The sequence below is a fragment of the Bacilli bacterium genome (genome assembly GCA_035326105.1).
Lineage (GTDB): Bacteria > Bacillota_I > Bacilli_A > RFN20 > CAG-826 > UBA7706.
Genome location: DAOKYO010000001.1, coordinates 869,268 through 888,142, shown reverse-complemented (window position 1 = coordinate 888,142; position 18,875 = coordinate 869,268). Strand labels below are relative to the sequence as shown.

Here is an 18,875-nt window from a genome sequence, read left to right as displayed (position 1 = left end):
AAGAGGCAACTCCCTTTTTTCAAAAAAAAATGAGGTGGTCTCATGAAGATATTTTTACTAATTGATCCACCGAAAACGACAGCTCAAATGCAGAAGATAGCAATGGTAAATGGAAAACCTAGAATCTATAAGCCGTCAAAGGTTTTGGAAGCAAGAAATATACTAATCAAACATCTTAGACCTTTCAAACCTAAAGAAACGATACAAGGACCTGTTGAACTCAAAGTCACATGGCTATTTCCAAGAGGAAAAAAACATAAGCATAATGAATGGAAAGTAACAAAACCTGACACGGATAATCTGCAAAAGATGTTAAAAGACTGTATGACTGAATTGGGTTTTTGGAAAGATGATGCTTTAGTGGTTAAAGAAATAGCAGAGAAGATTTGGTCAGATGAACCGACTGGTATATGGATTAATATTGAAGTCTTAAGTAAGTTTAAGGAGGAAGCTGGATGAATATAAAAGAATATCTATCTAGATATCACAATACACAAGTGAAAATTGAAAAGTTAGAAATGATAGTTGCTGAATACATTCGTCTTGCAAACTCCATACCAGGAATCAATTACGATCAGATTAGAGTTGATGGCACTAAGAGTTTAAAAGCACCATTTGAAAAGTGGATTCTAAAAGCACTTGATGATGAGTTAATCATTAAAGCATTAAAAAAGGAACTACCGATTATTAAAGGTGAAATAATCACAACTATTGAAGCATTACATGATTCGGATTGTAAAAGGGTATTAATTCATCGCTATATTGATTGGTTAAGTTGGAGTGAAATCTCTAAGTTAATGTTCTTTTCAACAGCTACTATTAGACGATTACATGATAAAGCTCTCCTAGAAATCAAAGAATTGTTGAATGGCAAGGCTGAGCAGGCTTGAGCAGGGATGAAACATTGTGAAACTGTCAAGTGTGTGATAAGATTAAAATGTATAAAGATGTAGCCAAAGGGCGGTTACAAAAAATTATGGAATACTGGCTTTATAAACCAGCCTAGAAACTAATGAAAGAATTCAGAAATGAGTTCTTTTTTGTTTTTGCAGAGATACTTGTAGTATTCCAACTGGTAAGCTATTACAGTTATTTACCTACAGTTGGAGTGATTATATGAAAGGAAAATTGCTAGACCTATATGAACGATGGGAAAAGTCAGGGCATTTAGAGAGTAAGTTAAAATCAATTGCTGAGATGGTATCTAAACGTGCAACTCAAAGACAAGTTGCTGAATATTTAGGTGTCACTGAGAAAACGATTATCAAACTGAGAAAAGTACATCCAAAGCTGAATGATGCATTTCAGTATGGGGATGAAGAGTTAAAACACAAACTACTTGATGCTATATATCAAAGAGCTATTGGTTTTGAATATGAAGAAACACAAACAGTAATTGAGGAAACAAAGACTGGTACTAAGAAACGAATCACTAAGTTTAAGAAACAGTCTCTTCCAGACATTGCTGCAATTAAATATCTACTCATTACGAAGTTCGGTATTGAGTACAACGAGAAAAAGGCGGAAATTGATCTTATGGCCAAACGCCTAGAAAAAGATGATGAGGAATGGGTAAATGAATACTCTGATGAAACTGTCATTGACAAAAAGAAGGCACTATCACAACGAAAGAAATAGGTATCTATATGTTAAAAGTAATTGAGTTGTTTGCAGGTGTTGGATCTCAAACTGAATCACTTAAAGAGATAGGCATCGAGCATGAAGTTGTAGCCATATCAGAGATCGATAAGTATGCATCAAGAGCATATGAGTTATTACATGGTAATGTTAACAATTTAGGAGATATTAAATCCATAGATGAGTTACCTAAAGCTGACTTGTGGACTTACTCGTTCCCATGCACGGACATTTCACTCGCAGGAGCACAAAAAGGATTCGATAAAGGTTCAAACACACAAAGTAGTCTGATATGGGAAGTTGAAAGACTACTTAATAAGGCAAAAGACACAAATACACTACCATCAATCCTACTCATGGAAAATGTAAAGGCACTCGTAAGCAAAAAGTTTATTACTGAGTTTGATGTATGGTTAAAGTATTTGGAATCATTAGGTTACACAAATAAATATCAAGTTCTAAACGCAAAAGACTACAACACTCCTCAAAATCGTGAGAGAGTGTTTTTATTTAGCTTTAAAGAAGATACTGACTATCAGTTTCCTGAAAAGCAAGAACTATTACTAAAACTAGCTGATTTGTTGGAAGACAAAGTTGACGACAAGTATTTCATATCGATTGAACGAATTAATAACTTCAATGATATGACGAACAGGAACGGATTTATTAGAGGTTTAACTTTTAAGCCGCATGAAATAACTAGTCCTTTTGCTTATACGATTACAACTCGTAGTGGAGCAAGGTCAACTGATAACTTCATCATTGTTCCTGAAAAAACAATTCGTGGATATAAAGAAGCAGAAGTTGGAGATGGTATTTATATCAATAGACCACATCAAAAACGTGGTGTTGTTCAAAAAAGTAAAATCCAAACACTAAAAACAACTGTGAATGACATTGGAGTAGTGGTTAATAGAGATGATTTAATATCTATTCGCAAAATTACACCTCGTGAAGCTTGGAGATTGATGGGGTGGAAAGATGAACGTATAGATTTAGTAATAAGAGAGTTTTCTGATTCACAACTCTATAAAATGGCTGGAAATGGAATAGTTATCAATGTACTTAAGGCAATGTTTGAAAAATTGAAGATAGATGGGGTAATAAAATGAATATAGTGATGAAAAAGCCATCGGAGTTGTTAGTATACGAAAACAACCCAAGAAATAACGATACTGCAGTCGATGCTGTGGCAAATAGTATCAAAGAGTTCGGATTCAAGGTTCCAATTGTAATTACGAGCGATAATGTAATTATTGCTGGACACACAAGGCTTAAAGCAAGCCTTAAACTAGGATTAGCAACTGTGCCTTGTATTGTTGCTGATGACCTCACAGAAGGGCAAATAAAAGCCTTTCGTTTGGCTGATAACAAGACGGCAGAGCTTGCTACATGGGACTTTTCTAAACTCGAAGAAGAATTATCAAATATCGAAATGGATATGAGTGTCTTTGGATTTGAAGCATTAGAGGCTGAGGTTCCTGATAATGCAACAGATGATGATTTTGACCCTTCAAGTGAATTGAGCGAAACACCGTACTCAAAGCAAGGAGATATATTTGAGTTAGGTTCTCATAGAGTCATGTGTGGTGATTCAACTGATAAAGAAAGTGTAGAGAAATTACTTGATGGACAAAAAGTAGACATGACATTTACCGATCCACCTTACAATGTTGATTATGAAGGTACAGCTGGGAAGATTAAGAATGATAAGATGGGAGATGAAAGTTTCTATCTTTTTCTTTTTAATGCGTTCAAGAACATCTTTGACAACACGAAACCTGGTGGAGCAATCTATGTTTGTCACGCTGATACGGAAGGTTTGAACTTTAGAAATGCGTATAAGAATGCAGGTTTTAAGTTAGCGGAGTGTCTTATTTGGGTAAAGAATGCATTAGTACTTGGTAGACAAGATTATCATTGGCGACATGAACCAATTCTTTATGGATGGAAAGAAGGTGCTGCTCATTATTTTATTGATGACCGCACGCAAGATACGATTTGGGAATACAACAAACCTAAACGAAATGAAGAACATCCAACGATGAAACCATTGGAACTTTGTGGAAGAGCAATTTCTAACTCATCAAGAGTTGGTGAAGTTGTTTTAGACTTATTTGGTGGTTCTGGATCAACTATGATCGCATCGGATCAGCTTCAAAGAAAATCTTACCTAATGGAACTTGATGAGCGATTCGTTGATGTTATTGTAAAAAGATACCTTAGACACAAAGGTTCGATTGCAGAATGCTACTTAATAAGAGATGGCAAAAAAATAGAACTCAGTTCAATTGATGAGTTCAAAAATGTATTAAATGATATTGAAGAAGTCTCAAAATAATAGTCACTATAGTGAAAAATTGACTTGCTATAAGTCGTTTTTTATTGATATATAGTAGTAACCAAATAAAAGTGGTTAGAAAAGAGGCATAGCAAATGAAGGTTTTATTTGAAAGAAAAGCATTCAAGGAACAAATCATACCACAAGATGAATTTGTGATTGAGAAAGTAGTAGAGATTCCAATCAAGCAGTTTAATAAGTTCTTAGACGACATGCTTGGGGATTACAACTTCATAAAAGAACATAAGGATATGATGCATATCGATAACAATAACGTATGGCATTCAATTTTAGTTACAGCTAATGATGTAGACTTTGGAATCCTTGTTCAATCAGAAGGATACAGTTATGCAAGATACTCAGCTTATATTAGAAAAGATGAAATAGGAGGTTCTAGCAATGGATAAGCAACAATCTCTTAATCATTGGATCAAAGAATTTAATGAAGGCAAGTTTGATTCAAAGGACACAAAAGTTCAAATAGAAGCTGGATGGTATGATTGGTTTTGTAAAGATACAAGTCTTGCCAATAAAACTATGAAGATGGGTAACATCATTAAACAAATTAAACCTTGCGGAAAGGTCGACCTGGAAACAAGCTATGTATGGTTCAAGAATAACTGTCCGATAAGTGGTCCACTATTTGATGATTTTAGAATTGCAGACATTGAAACAAACAATACCTTAATCCTAGTTCAAATGGATTGTGTGTGGAACGATTCAAAATACACAGTGTATGAACGATTAGACGGATTCGATAAGCCAGTACTTAAAACCAACTCTTCAAGAGAACTAGTCAAGTGGTTGAATAAAGGATGGAATGAGTAATGTTCAAAGAATATAACGCACATCCAAAAGGTATCAAAACGACTGATTGTGTCGTAAGAGCTATCAGCACTGCAATGGATAAAGATTATGTGGAATGCAGGAGAGAACTCAATCAAAAGAAACGAGAATGGAAATTCACAAGTTATAAAGATACTGAGTTCTTATACAGATATTTTGAAAGCAGTCCAAGACTTATATTCAAAGCTGTAAAAGGTGAGCCACGAATTAAAGGTAGCGACTTCTGCGAACTACATCCAAAGGGAACTTACATTTTAAAGATGGCAGGGCATGTTGCAGTGTGCATCGATGGAGTTATTCTGGATACTTGGGATTGTTCATATCGTTCGGTCTATACCGCATGGGAAATAAAAAAATAGTAATTGGGAGCGTTAAGCTCCTTTTTTACTCGTTAATGGAGGAAGTTAAAGTATGCAAGTAATAACAAGCGAATCAGTGTTTAGTGGACATCCAGATAAGGTTTGTGACCAAATCAGCGATGCAATTCTAGATGCTATATTAGTACAAGATAAAAACGCAAGAGTAGCAGTTGAAACAGCCATCAAGGATGATTTCGTATTTGTCTTTGGTGAGGTTACAACAACTGCAAAAGTTGATTATAAAGAAGTAGCAATTAACAAACTAAAAGAAATAGGATACGATGAAACATTTAATGTCCTAGAGAAGATTAGTAGACAATCACCTGATATTGCACTTGGTGTTGATTCAACTGAATCACACGAACAAGGTGCAGGTGATCAAGGGATCATGTTTGGCTATGCATGTATTGAAACAAAAGAATTAATGCCGTTACCAATTATGCTAGCAAATCAAATCTCTAAAGTAATGGATAAAGCTAGAAAAGAAAAGTATTCAAACATCTTTGGTCCTGATGGTAAATGTCAGGTTTCAGTTGAATATGAAAAGGGTAAACCGAAGAAGGTAAAAACAATTGTTGTTTCAGCCCAAACAAAAGAGTGGGTGACTAGAGAACAATACGAAGGTATCATCATCAATGAAGTACTAACAAAAGTACTAGATGAGAAGACAATCAAAGAAGCTGTTATTTTAATTAATCCAACAGGAGAATTTGTGATTGGTGGTCCATATGCAGATTCAGGTTTAACCGGTCGAAAGATTATTGTAGACACATATGGTGGATATGCAAAACATGGTGGTGGAGCCTTTTCTGGCAAAGACGTGAGCAAGGTTGATCGAAGTGGGGCTTATTATGCTAGGTTCGTAGCAAAAGCCATTGTAAGGGCAAATTTAGCGGACAGGTGCGAAGTTCAGCTTGGGTATGTGATTGGTATTTCTAATCCTGTAAGTATTCATATAAATACGTTCAATACAGGTGTTATTAGTGATGAAGCAATTCAAGAACTTGTAAGTAAGATATTTGATTTTAGACCTTCAATGATTAGAAAAGAATTATTACTTGATGAAGTTAAGTATCAAGACTTAGCTAAGTATGGTCACTGTGGAAGAGAAGATTTAAATGTTGCTTGGGAATCAGTAGACTTAAAAGCTAAGCAGTTAAGGAAATTATATGAAGAAACCAAAAGAGCTTCACAGGTTCTATAAATCGAAGGCTTGGTTCATTGCTCGCAATATCAAAACAAACGCCACACAGGGCAAGTGTGAGCGATGTGGTGCCGTAGGTGAAGAGGTCCATCACAAGATAAGACTAACAACAGAAAATGTCGTTGATAGTAACATTAGCATAAATCAAGACAACCTAGAGTTGTTATGTAGAGATTGTCATAATGATGAGCATGGAAGGTTTAAAAAGAAAGAAGTTCTATTTGATGAAGATGGTAATTTTATACCTTGAATGATAAAATTGAAATAAGGGGGTAAATTGCTATGCACACTTTAGAAGAAAACTTTATTAGAGCAGTATTATTAGCAAACGCTATCAATAATAAAATTGATATAAAGACAAAGTTATTATCTCAGGAAGAATTAAATAAATCACTTGAATTAATTGTTTATCAAGATACGTCAATGATGGTTAATCAAATGATTGTTTTTCAAGCTAGAAAGTTATATGAAGCAGAAAAACTTAGAATCGATAATCAATTGTTTGGTTTGACAGACGAAGAATGGAAATATCTGAAACTATTAAGAGAAGAATTTACACATGCAAAAACGGATGAATCACAAAGACTTAGAGTTTTAGGCGACGCAAATACTGAATTATACCCATTAATTGGAAAACTATTTGATTTCATTGTTAAAAAACACTTATTGAATAACGATGATTTTAGTAAATTTAGTAAGGAATATGAGAGAGTCATTTTTGAATTATAATCCCCCCCAGTGCGCTCTAACATCATCTCAAGGGGTACCGCATGGGTGGGCCTTTAAAAAATGGAAGCCTGATTTTTTGAAAATTCAGATCTTGGAGGACAAAATGATTATGCAAGACCTAGAAAAAAGTTTCTTAAATGTCTTATTACTAACTCATGGGATCACTGAAAAGATAGAAAAGAAGTTTATTGAATCAAAATTAACTAATATAAAATTCATTAATGAATATCCATCATATGCAGATTTGAATCACCTGATGTATCAATCAGCACTTCTTCAAGCACGCAAACTTTGGGAAGCTAATCACCGTTACAACTTAACAAACGAAGAATGGCTCAAGGTTAGAGAATTTAGAAATGAGATTGTTCATTCTGATGATAAAAATAAGCAAAATCTGAAAGTCATAGGCGATTTGAACTTTGAGTTAATTCCTCTTTTAAACAAGATTAGTGAAGCAATTTATGAGAAGTATAATCTTAATGGCAACTTAAAGTATGAAGAATATGTTAATAAATATTTAAAGGATATAGAGAATTTCTAAAAATTATCAAGTCACTACGGTGGCTTTTTATTTTCATTGAAAGTGAGTGAACAATATGGCAGTGATTGATAAAGTACAAATTGAATATGAAAGATTAAAGACGCTCTTTTTATCAGTTGAACAATCAAAGAGTGAACTTGTGGATAATTTAATCAATGAAGCAGCTTTTATGAGAGTTCAATTAGAATCACTTCAAAACCAAATTAGAAAATATGGTGCAGTGCAGATTTCTAAAAAAGGTGCACAACGTCAAACTGAAGCAGCCAAGTATTACACGAAACTAGTGAATGCATATGGAACAGTCATCAAAACACTTAATTCCATTATGGGTAAAAACATAATTGATGAAGATGATGAATTTGACAAGTTCATAGGCAGAATGTCAGAATGAACTATTTATTAATGTATTACAATGAGATTCAAAAGGGCAAAATAAAAGTTGGTAAAGAATTACTAACAGTCCTTGAATCACTTATTAAAGATATGGATAATCCTAGATACACTTTTGATGAACGTCCTGGAAATACACGAATCGAGTTTATAGAAACTTTCTGCAAACATACTAAAAGTCCATTTAACGGAGAACCATTTATTCTTGAACTTTGGGAGAAAGCAGTACTTCAAACTGCTTATGGATTTAAAATGGCAGATACTAATTTAAGAAGATTCAATGAAGTATTATTGTTGATTGCTAGAAAGAATGGTAAGACAACATTCATTGCAGGTATTGATTTAGCTGAGTTTTTCTTATCTAAAGGTGGAGTTGATATCGTATGTGCATCTAATACATCTGAACAAGCGAATATCCTATTTGAAGAAATCAATAACATGAGAGAAGGTTCAAAAGCTCTATCGAATGCAAAAAGAAGTAAAAAGAATATCTTTCATATTTACTCGCCAAAAACGAAAAACAAGATAAAAAAACTATCTGCACAATCTAGAAACAAGGATGGCTACAATATAGAGGTTGGATGTATTGATGAGGTTCATGAAATGACTGATTCGAAAGTCTATGATGCCATCAAGCAAAGTCAATCTACCAAAGAAGAACCTTTGATTTTCATCATTACAACTGAAGGTAATACAGTCGGTGGTTTCTTAGATAGTAAACTTGATTATGTTAGAAAAATGATCAAAGGGGAGATCCACGATGAACGTGTACTTCCCTGGTTATATACTCAAGACTCAATTAATGAAATATATGAAGATAAAAGTACATGGCAAAAAAGTAACCCAAGCTTAGGTACTGTTAAGACTTACTCATATCTTGAGGATTTAATGAATAAATCCAGACACGACTTAGCAACACGAGTTACGATGCTTTGTAAAGACTTCAATGTTAAACAGTTAGAACAAGGATCATGGTTGACTTATAATGATTTAAATAATGAAACAACCTATGACATCAATGAGCTAAGAAACAGTTACGCTATTGGTGGTGTTGACTTATCATCAACAACCGACCTTACAGTTGCACTCTTATTATTAATTAAAGATGGTAAGAAGTATGTTATTCCACAATTTTTTATGCCAAGTGAAGTAATTAAACGTAGAAAAGAAGAGGATAATGTACCCTATGATATATGGGTTCAAAGAGGATTAATTACTGTAACTGAAGGTAATCAAAATGACTTCACACTTGTGACACAGTGGTTTCTAACAATGATAAGAACCTATGAGATTAGACCTTTATGGGTTGGGTATGATCCATGGAATAGTCAGTACTGGACTAAAGAAATGGAAGACTTAGGTTTTGAAATGGAGAAGGTCAGACAAGGGATTTATTCTTTATCAGAACCAATGAAACAATTAGAAGCTGATCTAAAAAATGGTAATGTGATCTACAACAATAATCCAATTATGAAATGGAACTTATCAAATACACAAGCTAAGATTGATATCAATGGAAACATTCAACCATCAAAACTTGGAAGTAAATATAAAAGGATTGATGGAGCTGTAGCACTCATCATCGCCTATGCAGTTCTTAATCGATATAAACTTGAATATGAAAACATGTTATAATTGCTTTAAAGAATAGGTGGTAATCATGGATAAACAAGTAGATTTTAAGAATTTTACAAAGTTAGACCTAGATAATTTAATAAGTGTTGCATTTCCATTTCATATTGCTCTATTAGGTGAGGCGATAATTGGTTATTTTATGCAAGAATATTTGAAGTCCATTTCTGTCAAGGTTGAGAAATATCAAGTGTTTCAATCTAGTATATACTTTGAACACGCACATCTTACTATTTATAAGTTGCTACTTGATCAATCAGGAAAATCATCTTTAAATATACAAAAACTAATTAGCATTTTAATTGATCTTGAATATAATCCAGATAAGAATGATGACTTACAAGAGTTAAGAAAAGAAATTCAAGCAAATGTTATCAAAAAGTATGAAGGAGTTTTAAATCATGTTAGAACTTTTCGAAACAAGCTTCATGCCCATATAATTGTAATGCCTATTGAAGAAAAGCCTAAATTGAGTAATAACTCAAATATCTATTACAAAGACTTGATGCCATTGATAAATGCGACAATAGTGTATTACATAAAACTCATGACTATTTTAGGTTTTAATCATGATTTAAATGAGTATATCGATTTAGATAAGACTATTAAAAATAGACTTGAAATACTTCTTGGTCGATATAAAAATGCTTAACAATCGGAGGTCAAAATGGCCATATTTAAACGAAAGAAAAAACTGGGCTCAGCTGAGTCCTTTAAATTTATCAACGAAATTAATCTACCACTTACAAGCTTTGGTACTAATATCTCTAAATCTGATGTTGTAAAGGTTGCTATTGATAGGATAGCAAGTCAGTGTGCAAAACTAAAACCACGATATATAAAGAAAGCGAACGATAAGACAGTTACGGAGAAATCTGGCAAACTGTCTTTTATTTTAAAGCATCAACCGAATGAGGTCATGACTCCTTACCAATTTATTTATATGGTGATTACGACACTACTCATGAACGACAATGCATTTATCTATCCTATGTTTGATGGTTCAACCGGTGAAATCAAAGCACTATATCCACTTAAACCGTCCATCGTTGAGCCAATCATAGATTCAGGTGGTAGTTACTATTTAAAGTTCAGCTTTGATAGAGAAGAATCCTTCACGATTCCATATGAGAACATTATTCATATTAAAAGGTTTTACCATACGAATCAGATCTTTGGTGGTTCGGGTTCTAAAGGTGACCAAGAAGCACTCTTAAAAACAATTCAAATTAATGAGAATGTGCTTCAAGGAATTGATAACGCACTTAAGAGTTCCATGCAGATTAAGGGACTTCTTAAAATGAGTGCTATGTTAAGTGAAACAGATAAGAAAAAACAACTTGAATCATTTAACGAGATACTCAAAGAGTCCATTAGAAATAAAGGCAGTTCAATTATTCCTGTCGATTTAAAAGGTGATTATGTACCTTTAACAACAGATCCAAAGTTAATTGATAAAGACACCTTAGAGTTTTTACAATCAAAAATCCTAGATTACTTTGGTGTATCAGTTCCAATCTTTCATTCCAAATATACAGAAGATGAGTTCAACTCATTTTATGAACAAACCATCGAGCCTTTAGCCATTCAAATGTCTGAGGCTTTTTCTTTAGGCTTGCTTACTCAAAATGAAATCATGCGTGGTGAAGAGATTATCTTTTACAGTGAAAGACTTCAATACGCATCTTGGAACACAAAGGTTACAGCGATTGAAAAGCTCATGGGGTTAGGCATTATGTCACTGAATGAATCAAGAGGGTTGTTAGGACTTGAACCAGTAGAAAACGGTGATAGAAGATTACAATCACTCAATTACGTCGATGCTACTAAGGCAAACGAATATCAAGTAGGGAAGGATGATTTAAATGAAGGTAACAATTAACGGTAAGGTTTCAAAAGATGTATTAAATACGGTCTTAGAGGAACAGAAAGACAAGATTAATACAATCGAAACCTTTTGTAAGACACACAAGATTAGTGAATTTTCATATAAGGACAATGAGCTTGAATACGTGTATGAAAAACAAGTAGCAAAACCTAAGGAGGTCGAAAAACGATGAAGAAGGAAACCAGAATAGCAGAAGTTAGGCTAGAAGAAACTGATGACAAGATGATCTTAGAGGGTTATGCGATCGTTTATGATGAACCCACTTTAATAGGTGATGAATCCTATGGGTTTATCGAAAGCATTAGTAGAAGTGCAATCACTGATGCAGCAATCAAAGATGTGCCAATGAAGTATAACCACATGGACTCATTTTTAATCATCGCTCGAACTAAAAACGGCTCACTTACTTTAACAAGTGATGATGTCGGATTAAAGGTTAGAGCTGAGTTACTAGATACACAAAGCAATCAAGATATTTTTAAGATGGTCAAATCAGGCTTGTTGGATAAGATGAGCTTTGCATTTGTTGTAAGTGAACAGGAATGGAATCGTGATGGTGATATTCCAAAAAGAACTATCAGAAAGATTGAACGTTTATATGATGTTTCAATCGTTGACACACCCGCTTATGATAAGACTTCGATTTATGCTCGTTCTTTAGAGGCTATGGACTTAGAACTAAAGACTATGGATTTAGCAGAGAAAAATATGAAGGCTGAGCTTATAAGAAGAAAACTAAATTTGAAAATAAAAATAGGAGAATAAGAAGATGAATTTAGAAAAAAGAAGTAATGAAATTAAAGCACGCATCACTGAAATCAAAGGTTTGATTGGTGCGGAAGTAACACTCGAAGTGTTAGAACAATTAGAAGCTGAAGTTGATGAACTCAATAAAGAGAAAGATACAATCGAAAGAAAGCTCGCTATTCAAAATAAAACAAAAATCAACCCTGTTGTTACTGAAAGATCTAATCATGTGGACAAAGATCAATTAGAAACACGTGGTAAGAACTTAAGAGAAAGTAGAGTCGTTCAAGTTTCAAGTGAAGAGATTCTATTACCTGAACACATTGCCGATGGTATTGCACCGCATCCATTTGCACAAGTATCTGCATTAGTGGATAAGGTAAAAGTTGTGAACTTAAATGGTGGGGAAACCTACAAGAAGTCATTTGTTAAAGGTAGTGGTATTGCTGGTTTAACTGGAGAGGGTGAGCCTTATTCAGAAACAGAACCTGAGTATGGTTATTTAACAATCACTAAGGTGAAAGTTACTGCTTATACAGAAATCACTGAAGAGTTAGAAAAACTTCCTAACTTACCTTATCAAGCTGAAGTCTTAAAGAACATTAATCTATCACTTAAAAAGAAGATTAGTGAACAAATCCTAAGAGGACCAGGTACATCCAATACATTCACAGGCATCTTTAGTGATAAGGCAATCGCTCTATCTGATACTGCTGATTTAGAAATCACCTCAATTACCGACTCAACTTTAGATGATATCATCTTTGCTTATGGTGGTGATGAAGAAGTCGAAGGTGGAGCATACTTAATCCTTAACAAGAATGATTTAAGAGCATTTGCTGGATTACGTACTGCAGAAGGTAGAAAAGTCCACACGATTGACTACATCAACAACACAATTGATGGTATTCCATATATCATTAATTCTCATTGTAAGGCTATTTCAGATACAAACACTGCAGCTGGAGAATATGGTCTTGCATATGGATCCTTACTTAACTATGAAGTGCCTGTTTTCTCACCTGTTGAGATTAGCAAGTCTAATGATTACAAGTTTAAAGATGGCATCATTTGCTACAAAGCGTCCGTATTTACAGGCGGTAACGTTGTAGGCTATAAAGGCTTCTTAAGAGTTAAAAAGAAAGCCTAAGTACCGATAGAATAGAGGTTAGAATATGGGACTACTTGAAACAGTAAAAAAATCATTATTGATTCCAATCAGTGAAACATATGCTGATGATGAATTAAATAATCATATCAGTGCATGTAAAAACTTACTCGTATCCACAGGGATTACAACAGCAGTTGTAGATAACCATCCATTAGCTCATTCGCTAGTGGTTATTTACTGCAAGACCTTCTTTGGGTTTAAAGCAGATGGTTCTGTTAAAGATTTACCAAAGAGTTTTGACATGCTCTTGAATCAACTAGCATTATCAAGTGGTGATTATCATGTTTCCGAGTAGTCCTAATATTCGACTGACTTTATTAAAGATCACATTAGTTAAAGATGAGATCGGCAATCAAGGTTATGGTTTCATTTCTAAAAAAGAAGTCATTGGCATTTCAAAGTCAGTAACTTCTAAAGAGTATTATGAAAGTAAGAAGAACGAATACAAAGTAGACATGGCACTTAAGATTCAAAGCTTCTTGTATGACGGCAGCAAGTACGCAATCATCGATGACTTGATTTATCAGATTGAACGAACATATCTACAAGGACAGTTTTTAGAACTTTATTTGATGGAAACGAATATAAAGGTAAGTGATATAAATGGCTACGTTGAATGACTTTGTCGATGAAATAAATCATGAAATATCAGAATATGCAGAATCAGTTAAAAAGGAACTTGAACAGAAACTTGATGAAACAGCAACCTTGATACTAGAGTATGTCATTTCTAACACACCAAGAAGTGGTAGAAAAGATGCGATGGCCGATGAGTTTATAAAGACTGACATTGGTGAAGGTCACACGAAAACAATCGTTATCCATGCAAAAGAAAAGGGTAGATTGGTTCATTTGATTGAATTTGGTTTTCAACATAAGAGTGGAAAGTATGTCGCTGCAAGACCATTCATGAGACCTGCATTTGACTACTTTACACCAAAAATGATGGATGATATCAGGAGGATTATACGTGGAAACTAAAGAAAGATTAACATACGTTTATGGACTCCTTAACGAAGTCATACCAGGTAATGTTCATTATGCTCTTTATGTAACTGATAATGCTGAACCACCTTTTATCGTCTACCAGGAATTGAATAAAAATCCAAAAGTCTATGCAGATGATTCGTATTTAATTAAGCAAGTGACGATTCAAATCACGCTTGTGACCAAAACAAAAGATACAACGATTGAATCTAGTTTAGAAGAAGTATTACAAAATGCAGGTATTGATTTTAGAATGATTAGCGAATATTCACTAATTGATACTGGCATTTATCGAATATATGAAATAAAGATGGAGGAATATAAAAATGAGCAATAAAGTAACATTTGGACTTAAGAACGTCCATTATGCAATTGCAACACCAACCGAAGATGATACTTGGGACTTTGGTACACCTAAGAAACTACACGGAGCTCAAGAACTTAGTGCAGAAGTCATTGCAGGTAAAACTGATGTTTACGCAGATGATAAAATTGTCGCAACCTTAGCATCAAGTAGCGGATCCAATATTACCTTAAAGTTAACCGAACTTGACGATGATTTCAAAGTTGATATTTTAGGGTTTGCAAGAGATTCTAATGGCAACCTAGTAGAGATTGTCAATCATAGAACTAAAACATTCGCACTTGGATATGAAATTCAAGGTGATGTGAAGTCAAGACGTATTTGGTATTTCTTGTGTACTGCAAGTCCAGTTAGTGATGCGACTAAAACAAAGGCAGAATCAATCGAACCGAATGCGGTTAGTATTACAATTACTGCAAGACCTATTGAGGTTGGAAACGTATCTGTGATTAGAACGATTGCGAAATTTGGTGACACAAATTATCAACAGTTCTTTGCACAAGTTCCAACTTTACCTGTTATAGGTGTGTAGTATGGAAAAAACAATTAATCTAAGAGGTGAGGATCTTAAACTAAGGTCTTCACTTTTTACTATTATTTCGTATCGTAGTGTATTTGGAACCGAGTTATTCAGTGACATTAAGAAACTTGAAAACTTAAATAAAGATGAAACGGATGCAGCGTTAGTCATTGATATTCTTTTTAGAATTATCTACATCTTGCATAAGCCATACACAAAAAAGAACTATGATGAGTTCTTGATGGACTTGGATTTTAGCGTATTATCTGATGTGAAGGAACTTGAGAACATTTCAAATACAATTACCCTAATGTTAGGTGGTAATGAAGGTACACAGGACCCAAAGTAGATATACAAGATGAGCAGAACACAACCGCTAATATCATTTATAACCTTGCTCATCTTGGCATCTCAATAAAGGATACAGAGTACTTCGATATTGATGTATATGCAATGCTGATTGAGCTCGAGGTCAAAACACTATCCAATGAACCACAAATGAAAAGAGCAACTCAAAGAGACATAGATTTATTCTTATTATAAAGGTAGGTGAGTATGATGGCAGAGACAATTAAAGGCATAAACATTAAGTTGAGTCTTGATGGCAAGGATCTTGATAATGAACTAAAAGAGATAAATAAAGAGCTCAAAGAACAACAAAAAGACCTCCGTGCCATTAATACAAACCTAAAGTATGATAGCTCAAATGTTGAGCTGTGGCGGAAGAAACAAACCCAGTTGAATGAGATGCTTGAAACAACTAAAAAACGGTTAGATACGCAAAATAAAGCGTTAGAAAAGGCAAAACAAGGTCTCAAACTTGGTACTACTTCAGATGCTGAATTTAGAAAGGTTCAACGCAATGTTTCTTATAGTGAATCTGAAGTAAAACGACTTAATAACGAGTTAGACAAAACAAAATCAAAGATTAAAGATTTAGGCAATGCTAAGTTTGACAATATCGCAAAGGTTGGTAGCACCTTGACTAAAAGTCTAACGGTTCCTATTCTAGGTGCCGTTACTGCTTTAGGTGCACTTGCTAAAAAAGGTGCTGATACTGCAGATGCCTTAAATGATACAGCTCAAAAAATAGGGATGTCCATTGAAGCACTACAAGAATGGAATCATGTAGCAACCATCGCTGGAACAGAAACCGGTAGTTTAGAGCGTGCCTTTGTTAAGGTGAATTCAATTCTAGGTGATATTGCATTAGGTGATGTTAAGAATATTGCAGGTCCGCTTCATGCACTTGGCATTTCGATGGAAGACTTAGAAGGTAAAGATACGAGTGAAGCTTTCGAGATTATGAGAGATGCCTTATCTAAAGTAGAGGATCAATCTTTAAAGACTGCACTTGCTAACCATTTATTTGGTGACAAGTTAGGTTCTGAGCTGCTTCCAATGCTTAATATGGAATCAGAAGCAATAAACGAGTTAAGAGAACAAGCAAGAGCACTTGGTATCATTACGAGTGAACAAGCTGAAACAACTGGTGCATTTAATGATTCGCTTGATAGACTAAAAGTTTCAACAACAGCACTCACAGTCGAACTAGCGGTAGCACTTGTTCCAGCTATGCAATCTGTCGTTGAAGCTATCACGAATAAACTCATTCCTGCAGTAAGTAACATGATTTCATGGTGGACGAATCTTAGTAGTGGCACACAGCAACTGATAGGTTTCTTAGTTGGACTTGCAGCTGCCGTTGGACCAGTGTTAACCATCATAGGTAAAGTTGGTCCTATATTAAAGATAGTAGCAGTTGCTTTAAAAGGTGTAGGTGCTGCTGGTGCCATCGCTGGTATTGGTATTAATGCTGCAACCTTAGGTATTGGTGCTTTGATTGCGATTGTAGTTATGGCTTTAATGCGTAGCGAAAAGTTCAAAGAATTATTAGAAAAACTCATGGAGACTTTTATGAGACTCCTTGAACCTATCATGCAGATAGTTGAAGTTTTAATGGATGCATTGATGCCTATTGTAGAGATAGTGATCAATATATTCACAAGACTAATTGATATATTAGTTCCGATCATCGATATGATCTTAGCTCCAATGATTAAACAACTCGAATTCTTAGGCGATATTTTTGAAATGATTTCACCGCTGATTGAAATTGTTGGTAATGTTTTACAAGCAATCTTAGTTCCTGCATTTAAAGCATTAGAGTTCATATTAAATCCCATTATGAAAATATTAGAAACGATTATCGGATTCTTTACAAAGATATTTGATTTCGCAGGTAGTGTTGGAGATGTTGTTGGTGGTGCATTAGGCGGTATTGGTGATACGATTGGAAATGTTGTCGGTGGTATTGGTAATTTTATCGGAGATGTTGCAGGTAAAGTTGGCGATTTTGTTGGCGGTGTAGCTGATAAAGTCACTGGTATTGCTTCAAATGTGGTTGATACGGTATCGAACTTTGCAGGTGGTGCAGTTAAAGGCGTAACAGATGTCGCAAACAATATCGTCGATGGCGTTTCTAACTTTGCTAATAACACCAAAGAAAAGGTCGGTGGCATATTCGGTAAGGTTGGCGGTTGGTTCAGTGATACATTTAATCTGAAAAAAACTTCTAATACGAGTAACCAAACGTCCAATAAGAGCACAACCAATAATGCAATCACCATCAATACATCATCATCCACATTCGATATTGATTCAATCAACAGAGCGTTAGGTGGTAAGTTTATATGACAAGAAGATTTTACTTAGAGAATGAACATGGCCAACAATTCCATTTTAAGTATCACAGTGGTGTCTTACTATCGAATGTTATAGGATTAGGTTTTCAACTCAATATGACGTACTTGAAATATGGCCATATCCATAAAACAGTCAAAAGAGAAACGCCTTTATCAGAAATAAGTGGACTACTCAATTTCATGGATGGGTATCAAGGTTATCAACGATTTATCGACTACTTAAATCAAGGTCGAGATAATTTGAAACTATACTATGTTTCCAATGACATAAAGTATGTTCACGTTGACGTGGTTTCATTAAGTAAAGCAGAGATAAAAGCTGGATTACTAAGCTGTGAAATCACATTGAATAAGAAGAGTTATTGGATTAAAGAAAGACAAATCATCATTGATATAACTGAAGTTCTTGATGGCAAGGTTTATCCTTATCCATATGCTTACACGTATCAGATTACACAAGAAGGACAAACCACGATTGATGTGGGTGGTTCATTTAATGCAAATGTGATTATTGAAATGGAAGGGTCAGTCGATCATCCAGAGATCAATGTGATCCAAAATGGGACACTAGTCTCAAGTCTAAGACTGAACTTAGTTGAAGACGATATCAAAATACAAATATCATCCGTAGCTGACAATAAGTATTTGAAGATGATTAAGAATGACATTGAAACAGATATCTATGCATATCAGGATTTTGAGAAGCATAATTTTATCGAATTAAAACCAGGTAGAAATACATTAGAGTTTAAATCTGGTGTGATGGAAGATACGTTATGTAAAGTTCATATCTTTGAATACCATTTGGGGTGA

Annotated in this window: 27 protein-coding genes; all 27 read left to right on the top strand. The window is 34.4% G+C overall.

Annotated elements, in window-relative coordinates; all coding sequences use genetic code 11:
• Positions 1-42 precede the first annotated feature (42 nt).
• Complete coding sequence (locus tag PKC96_04180; protein HMM00521.1) at positions 43-459, top strand: RusA family crossover junction endodeoxyribonuclease; 417 nt, start codon at positions 43-45, stop codon at positions 457-459.
• Positions 456-890, top strand: a complete 435-nt coding sequence (locus PKC96_04175; protein ID HMM00520.1) for a hypothetical protein — start codon at positions 456-458, stop codon at positions 888-890. The genes PKC96_04180 and PKC96_04175 overlap by 4 nt, the downstream gene beginning before the upstream one ends.
• A 226-nt stretch (positions 891-1,116) precedes the next feature.
• A complete protein-coding gene (locus tag PKC96_04170; GenBank protein HMM00519.1) occupies positions 1,117-1,638 on the top strand; it encodes a hypothetical protein in 522 nt (173 codons plus the stop codon).
• Positions 1,639-1,646: 8 nt separating this feature from the next.
• A complete protein-coding gene (gene dcm, locus PKC96_04165) occupies positions 1,647-2,750 on the top strand; it encodes a DNA (cytosine-5-)-methyltransferase (protein ID HMM00518.1) in 1,104 nt (367 codons plus the stop codon).
• Positions 2,747-3,979, top strand: coding sequence for a DNA modification methylase (locus PKC96_04160; protein ID HMM00517.1), 1,233 nt, complete (start codon positions 2,747-2,749; stop codon positions 3,977-3,979). The genes dcm and PKC96_04160 overlap by 4 nt, the downstream gene beginning before the upstream one ends.
• Before the next feature lie 95 nt (positions 3,980-4,074).
• The gene (locus tag PKC96_04155; GenBank protein ID HMM00516.1) at positions 4,075-4,386 is read left to right on the top strand and encodes a hypothetical protein; all 312 of its coding nucleotides are present in this window, start codon (positions 4,075-4,077) and stop codon (positions 4,384-4,386) included.
• A complete protein-coding gene (locus PKC96_04150) occupies positions 4,379-4,807 on the top strand; it encodes a hypothetical protein (protein ID HMM00515.1) in 429 nt (142 codons plus the stop codon). The genes PKC96_04155 and PKC96_04150 overlap by 8 nt, the downstream gene beginning before the upstream one ends.
• On the top strand, positions 4,807-5,184 hold the full coding sequence (locus PKC96_04145) for a hypothetical protein (protein ID HMM00514.1): 378 nt from the start codon (positions 4,807-4,809) through the stop codon (positions 5,182-5,184). The genes PKC96_04150 and PKC96_04145 overlap by 1 nt, the downstream gene beginning before the upstream one ends.
• 52 nt (positions 5,185-5,236) lie before the next feature.
• Positions 5,237-6,388, top strand: a complete 1,152-nt coding sequence (metK, locus tag PKC96_04140) for a methionine adenosyltransferase (GenBank protein HMM00513.1) — start codon at positions 5,237-5,239, stop codon at positions 6,386-6,388.
• The gene (locus PKC96_04135) at positions 6,354-6,638 is read left to right on the top strand and encodes an HNH endonuclease (GenBank protein ID HMM00512.1); all 285 of its coding nucleotides are present in this window, start codon (positions 6,354-6,356) and stop codon (positions 6,636-6,638) included. Before metK ends, PKC96_04135 begins: the two co-directional genes overlap by 35 nt.
• A gap of 32 nt (positions 6,639-6,670) precedes the next feature.
• A complete protein-coding gene (locus tag PKC96_04130) occupies positions 6,671-7,117 on the top strand; it encodes a hypothetical protein (protein HMM00511.1) in 447 nt (148 codons plus the stop codon).
• A 103-nt stretch (positions 7,118-7,220) separates the two neighbouring features.
• On the top strand, positions 7,221-7,658 hold the full coding sequence (locus PKC96_04125; GenBank protein ID HMM00510.1) for a hypothetical protein: 438 nt from the start codon (positions 7,221-7,223) through the stop codon (positions 7,656-7,658).
• 55 nt (positions 7,659-7,713) lie between these two features.
• On the top strand, positions 7,714-8,049 hold the full coding sequence (locus PKC96_04120; GenBank protein HMM00509.1) for a hypothetical protein: 336 nt from the start codon (positions 7,714-7,716) through the stop codon (positions 8,047-8,049).
• A complete protein-coding gene (locus PKC96_04115) occupies positions 8,046-9,683 on the top strand; it encodes a terminase large subunit (protein ID HMM00508.1) in 1,638 nt (545 codons plus the stop codon). The genes PKC96_04120 and PKC96_04115 overlap by 4 nt, the downstream gene beginning before the upstream one ends.
• A gap of 25 nt (positions 9,684-9,708) precedes the next feature.
• A complete protein-coding gene (locus PKC96_04110) occupies positions 9,709-10,332 on the top strand; it encodes a hypothetical protein (GenBank protein ID HMM00507.1) in 624 nt (207 codons plus the stop codon).
• Positions 10,333-10,347: 15 nt separating this feature from the next.
• Complete coding sequence (locus PKC96_04105) at positions 10,348-11,562, top strand: phage portal protein (protein ID HMM00506.1); 1,215 nt, start codon at positions 10,348-10,350, stop codon at positions 11,560-11,562.
• Complete coding sequence (locus PKC96_04100; protein HMM00505.1) at positions 11,546-11,740, top strand: hypothetical protein; 195 nt, start codon at positions 11,546-11,548, stop codon at positions 11,738-11,740. The genes PKC96_04105 and PKC96_04100 overlap by 17 nt, the downstream gene beginning before the upstream one ends.
• A complete protein-coding gene (locus PKC96_04095) occupies positions 11,737-12,333 on the top strand; it encodes an HK97 family phage prohead protease (protein ID HMM00504.1) in 597 nt (198 codons plus the stop codon). The genes PKC96_04100 and PKC96_04095 overlap by 4 nt, the downstream gene beginning before the upstream one ends.
• A 4-nt stretch (positions 12,334-12,337) precedes the next feature.
• Positions 12,338-13,465: a phage major capsid protein gene (locus PKC96_04090; GenBank protein ID HMM00503.1), complete on the top strand. Its 1,128-nt coding sequence runs from the start codon at positions 12,338-12,340 to the stop codon at positions 13,463-13,465.
• A 25-nt stretch (positions 13,466-13,490) separates the two neighbouring features.
• Positions 13,491-13,781 carry a hypothetical protein gene (locus PKC96_04085; protein ID HMM00502.1) on the top strand — a complete coding sequence of 97 codons (291 nt, stop codon included), beginning with the start codon at positions 13,491-13,493 and terminating at the stop codon, positions 13,779-13,781.
• Complete coding sequence (locus tag PKC96_04080; GenBank protein ID HMM00501.1) at positions 13,768-14,106, top strand: hypothetical protein; 339 nt, start codon at positions 13,768-13,770, stop codon at positions 14,104-14,106. Before PKC96_04085 ends, PKC96_04080 begins: the two co-directional genes overlap by 14 nt.
• Positions 14,090-14,467: an HK97 gp10 family phage protein gene (locus PKC96_04075; protein HMM00500.1), complete on the top strand. Its 378-nt coding sequence runs from the start codon at positions 14,090-14,092 to the stop codon at positions 14,465-14,467. The genes PKC96_04080 and PKC96_04075 overlap by 17 nt, the downstream gene beginning before the upstream one ends.
• Positions 14,457-14,810: a hypothetical protein gene (locus PKC96_04070; GenBank protein ID HMM00499.1), complete on the top strand. Its 354-nt coding sequence runs from the start codon at positions 14,457-14,459 to the stop codon at positions 14,808-14,810. Before PKC96_04075 ends, PKC96_04070 begins: the two co-directional genes overlap by 11 nt.
• Positions 14,800-15,369, top strand: coding sequence for a hypothetical protein (locus PKC96_04065; GenBank protein ID HMM00498.1), 570 nt, complete (start codon positions 14,800-14,802; stop codon positions 15,367-15,369). Before PKC96_04070 ends, PKC96_04065 begins: the two co-directional genes overlap by 11 nt.
• A gap of 1 nt (position 15,370) precedes the next feature.
• On the top strand, positions 15,371-15,706 hold the full coding sequence (locus tag PKC96_04060) for a hypothetical protein (protein ID HMM00497.1): 336 nt from the start codon (positions 15,371-15,373) through the stop codon (positions 15,704-15,706).
• Positions 15,707-15,912: 206 nt separating this feature from the next.
• The gene (locus PKC96_04055) at positions 15,913-18,054 is read left to right on the top strand and encodes a hypothetical protein (protein ID HMM00496.1); all 2,142 of its coding nucleotides are present in this window, start codon (positions 15,913-15,915) and stop codon (positions 18,052-18,054) included.
• On the top strand, positions 18,051-18,875 hold the full coding sequence (locus PKC96_04050) for a hypothetical protein (protein HMM00495.1): 825 nt from the start codon (positions 18,051-18,053) through the stop codon (positions 18,873-18,875). The genes PKC96_04055 and PKC96_04050 overlap by 4 nt, the downstream gene beginning before the upstream one ends.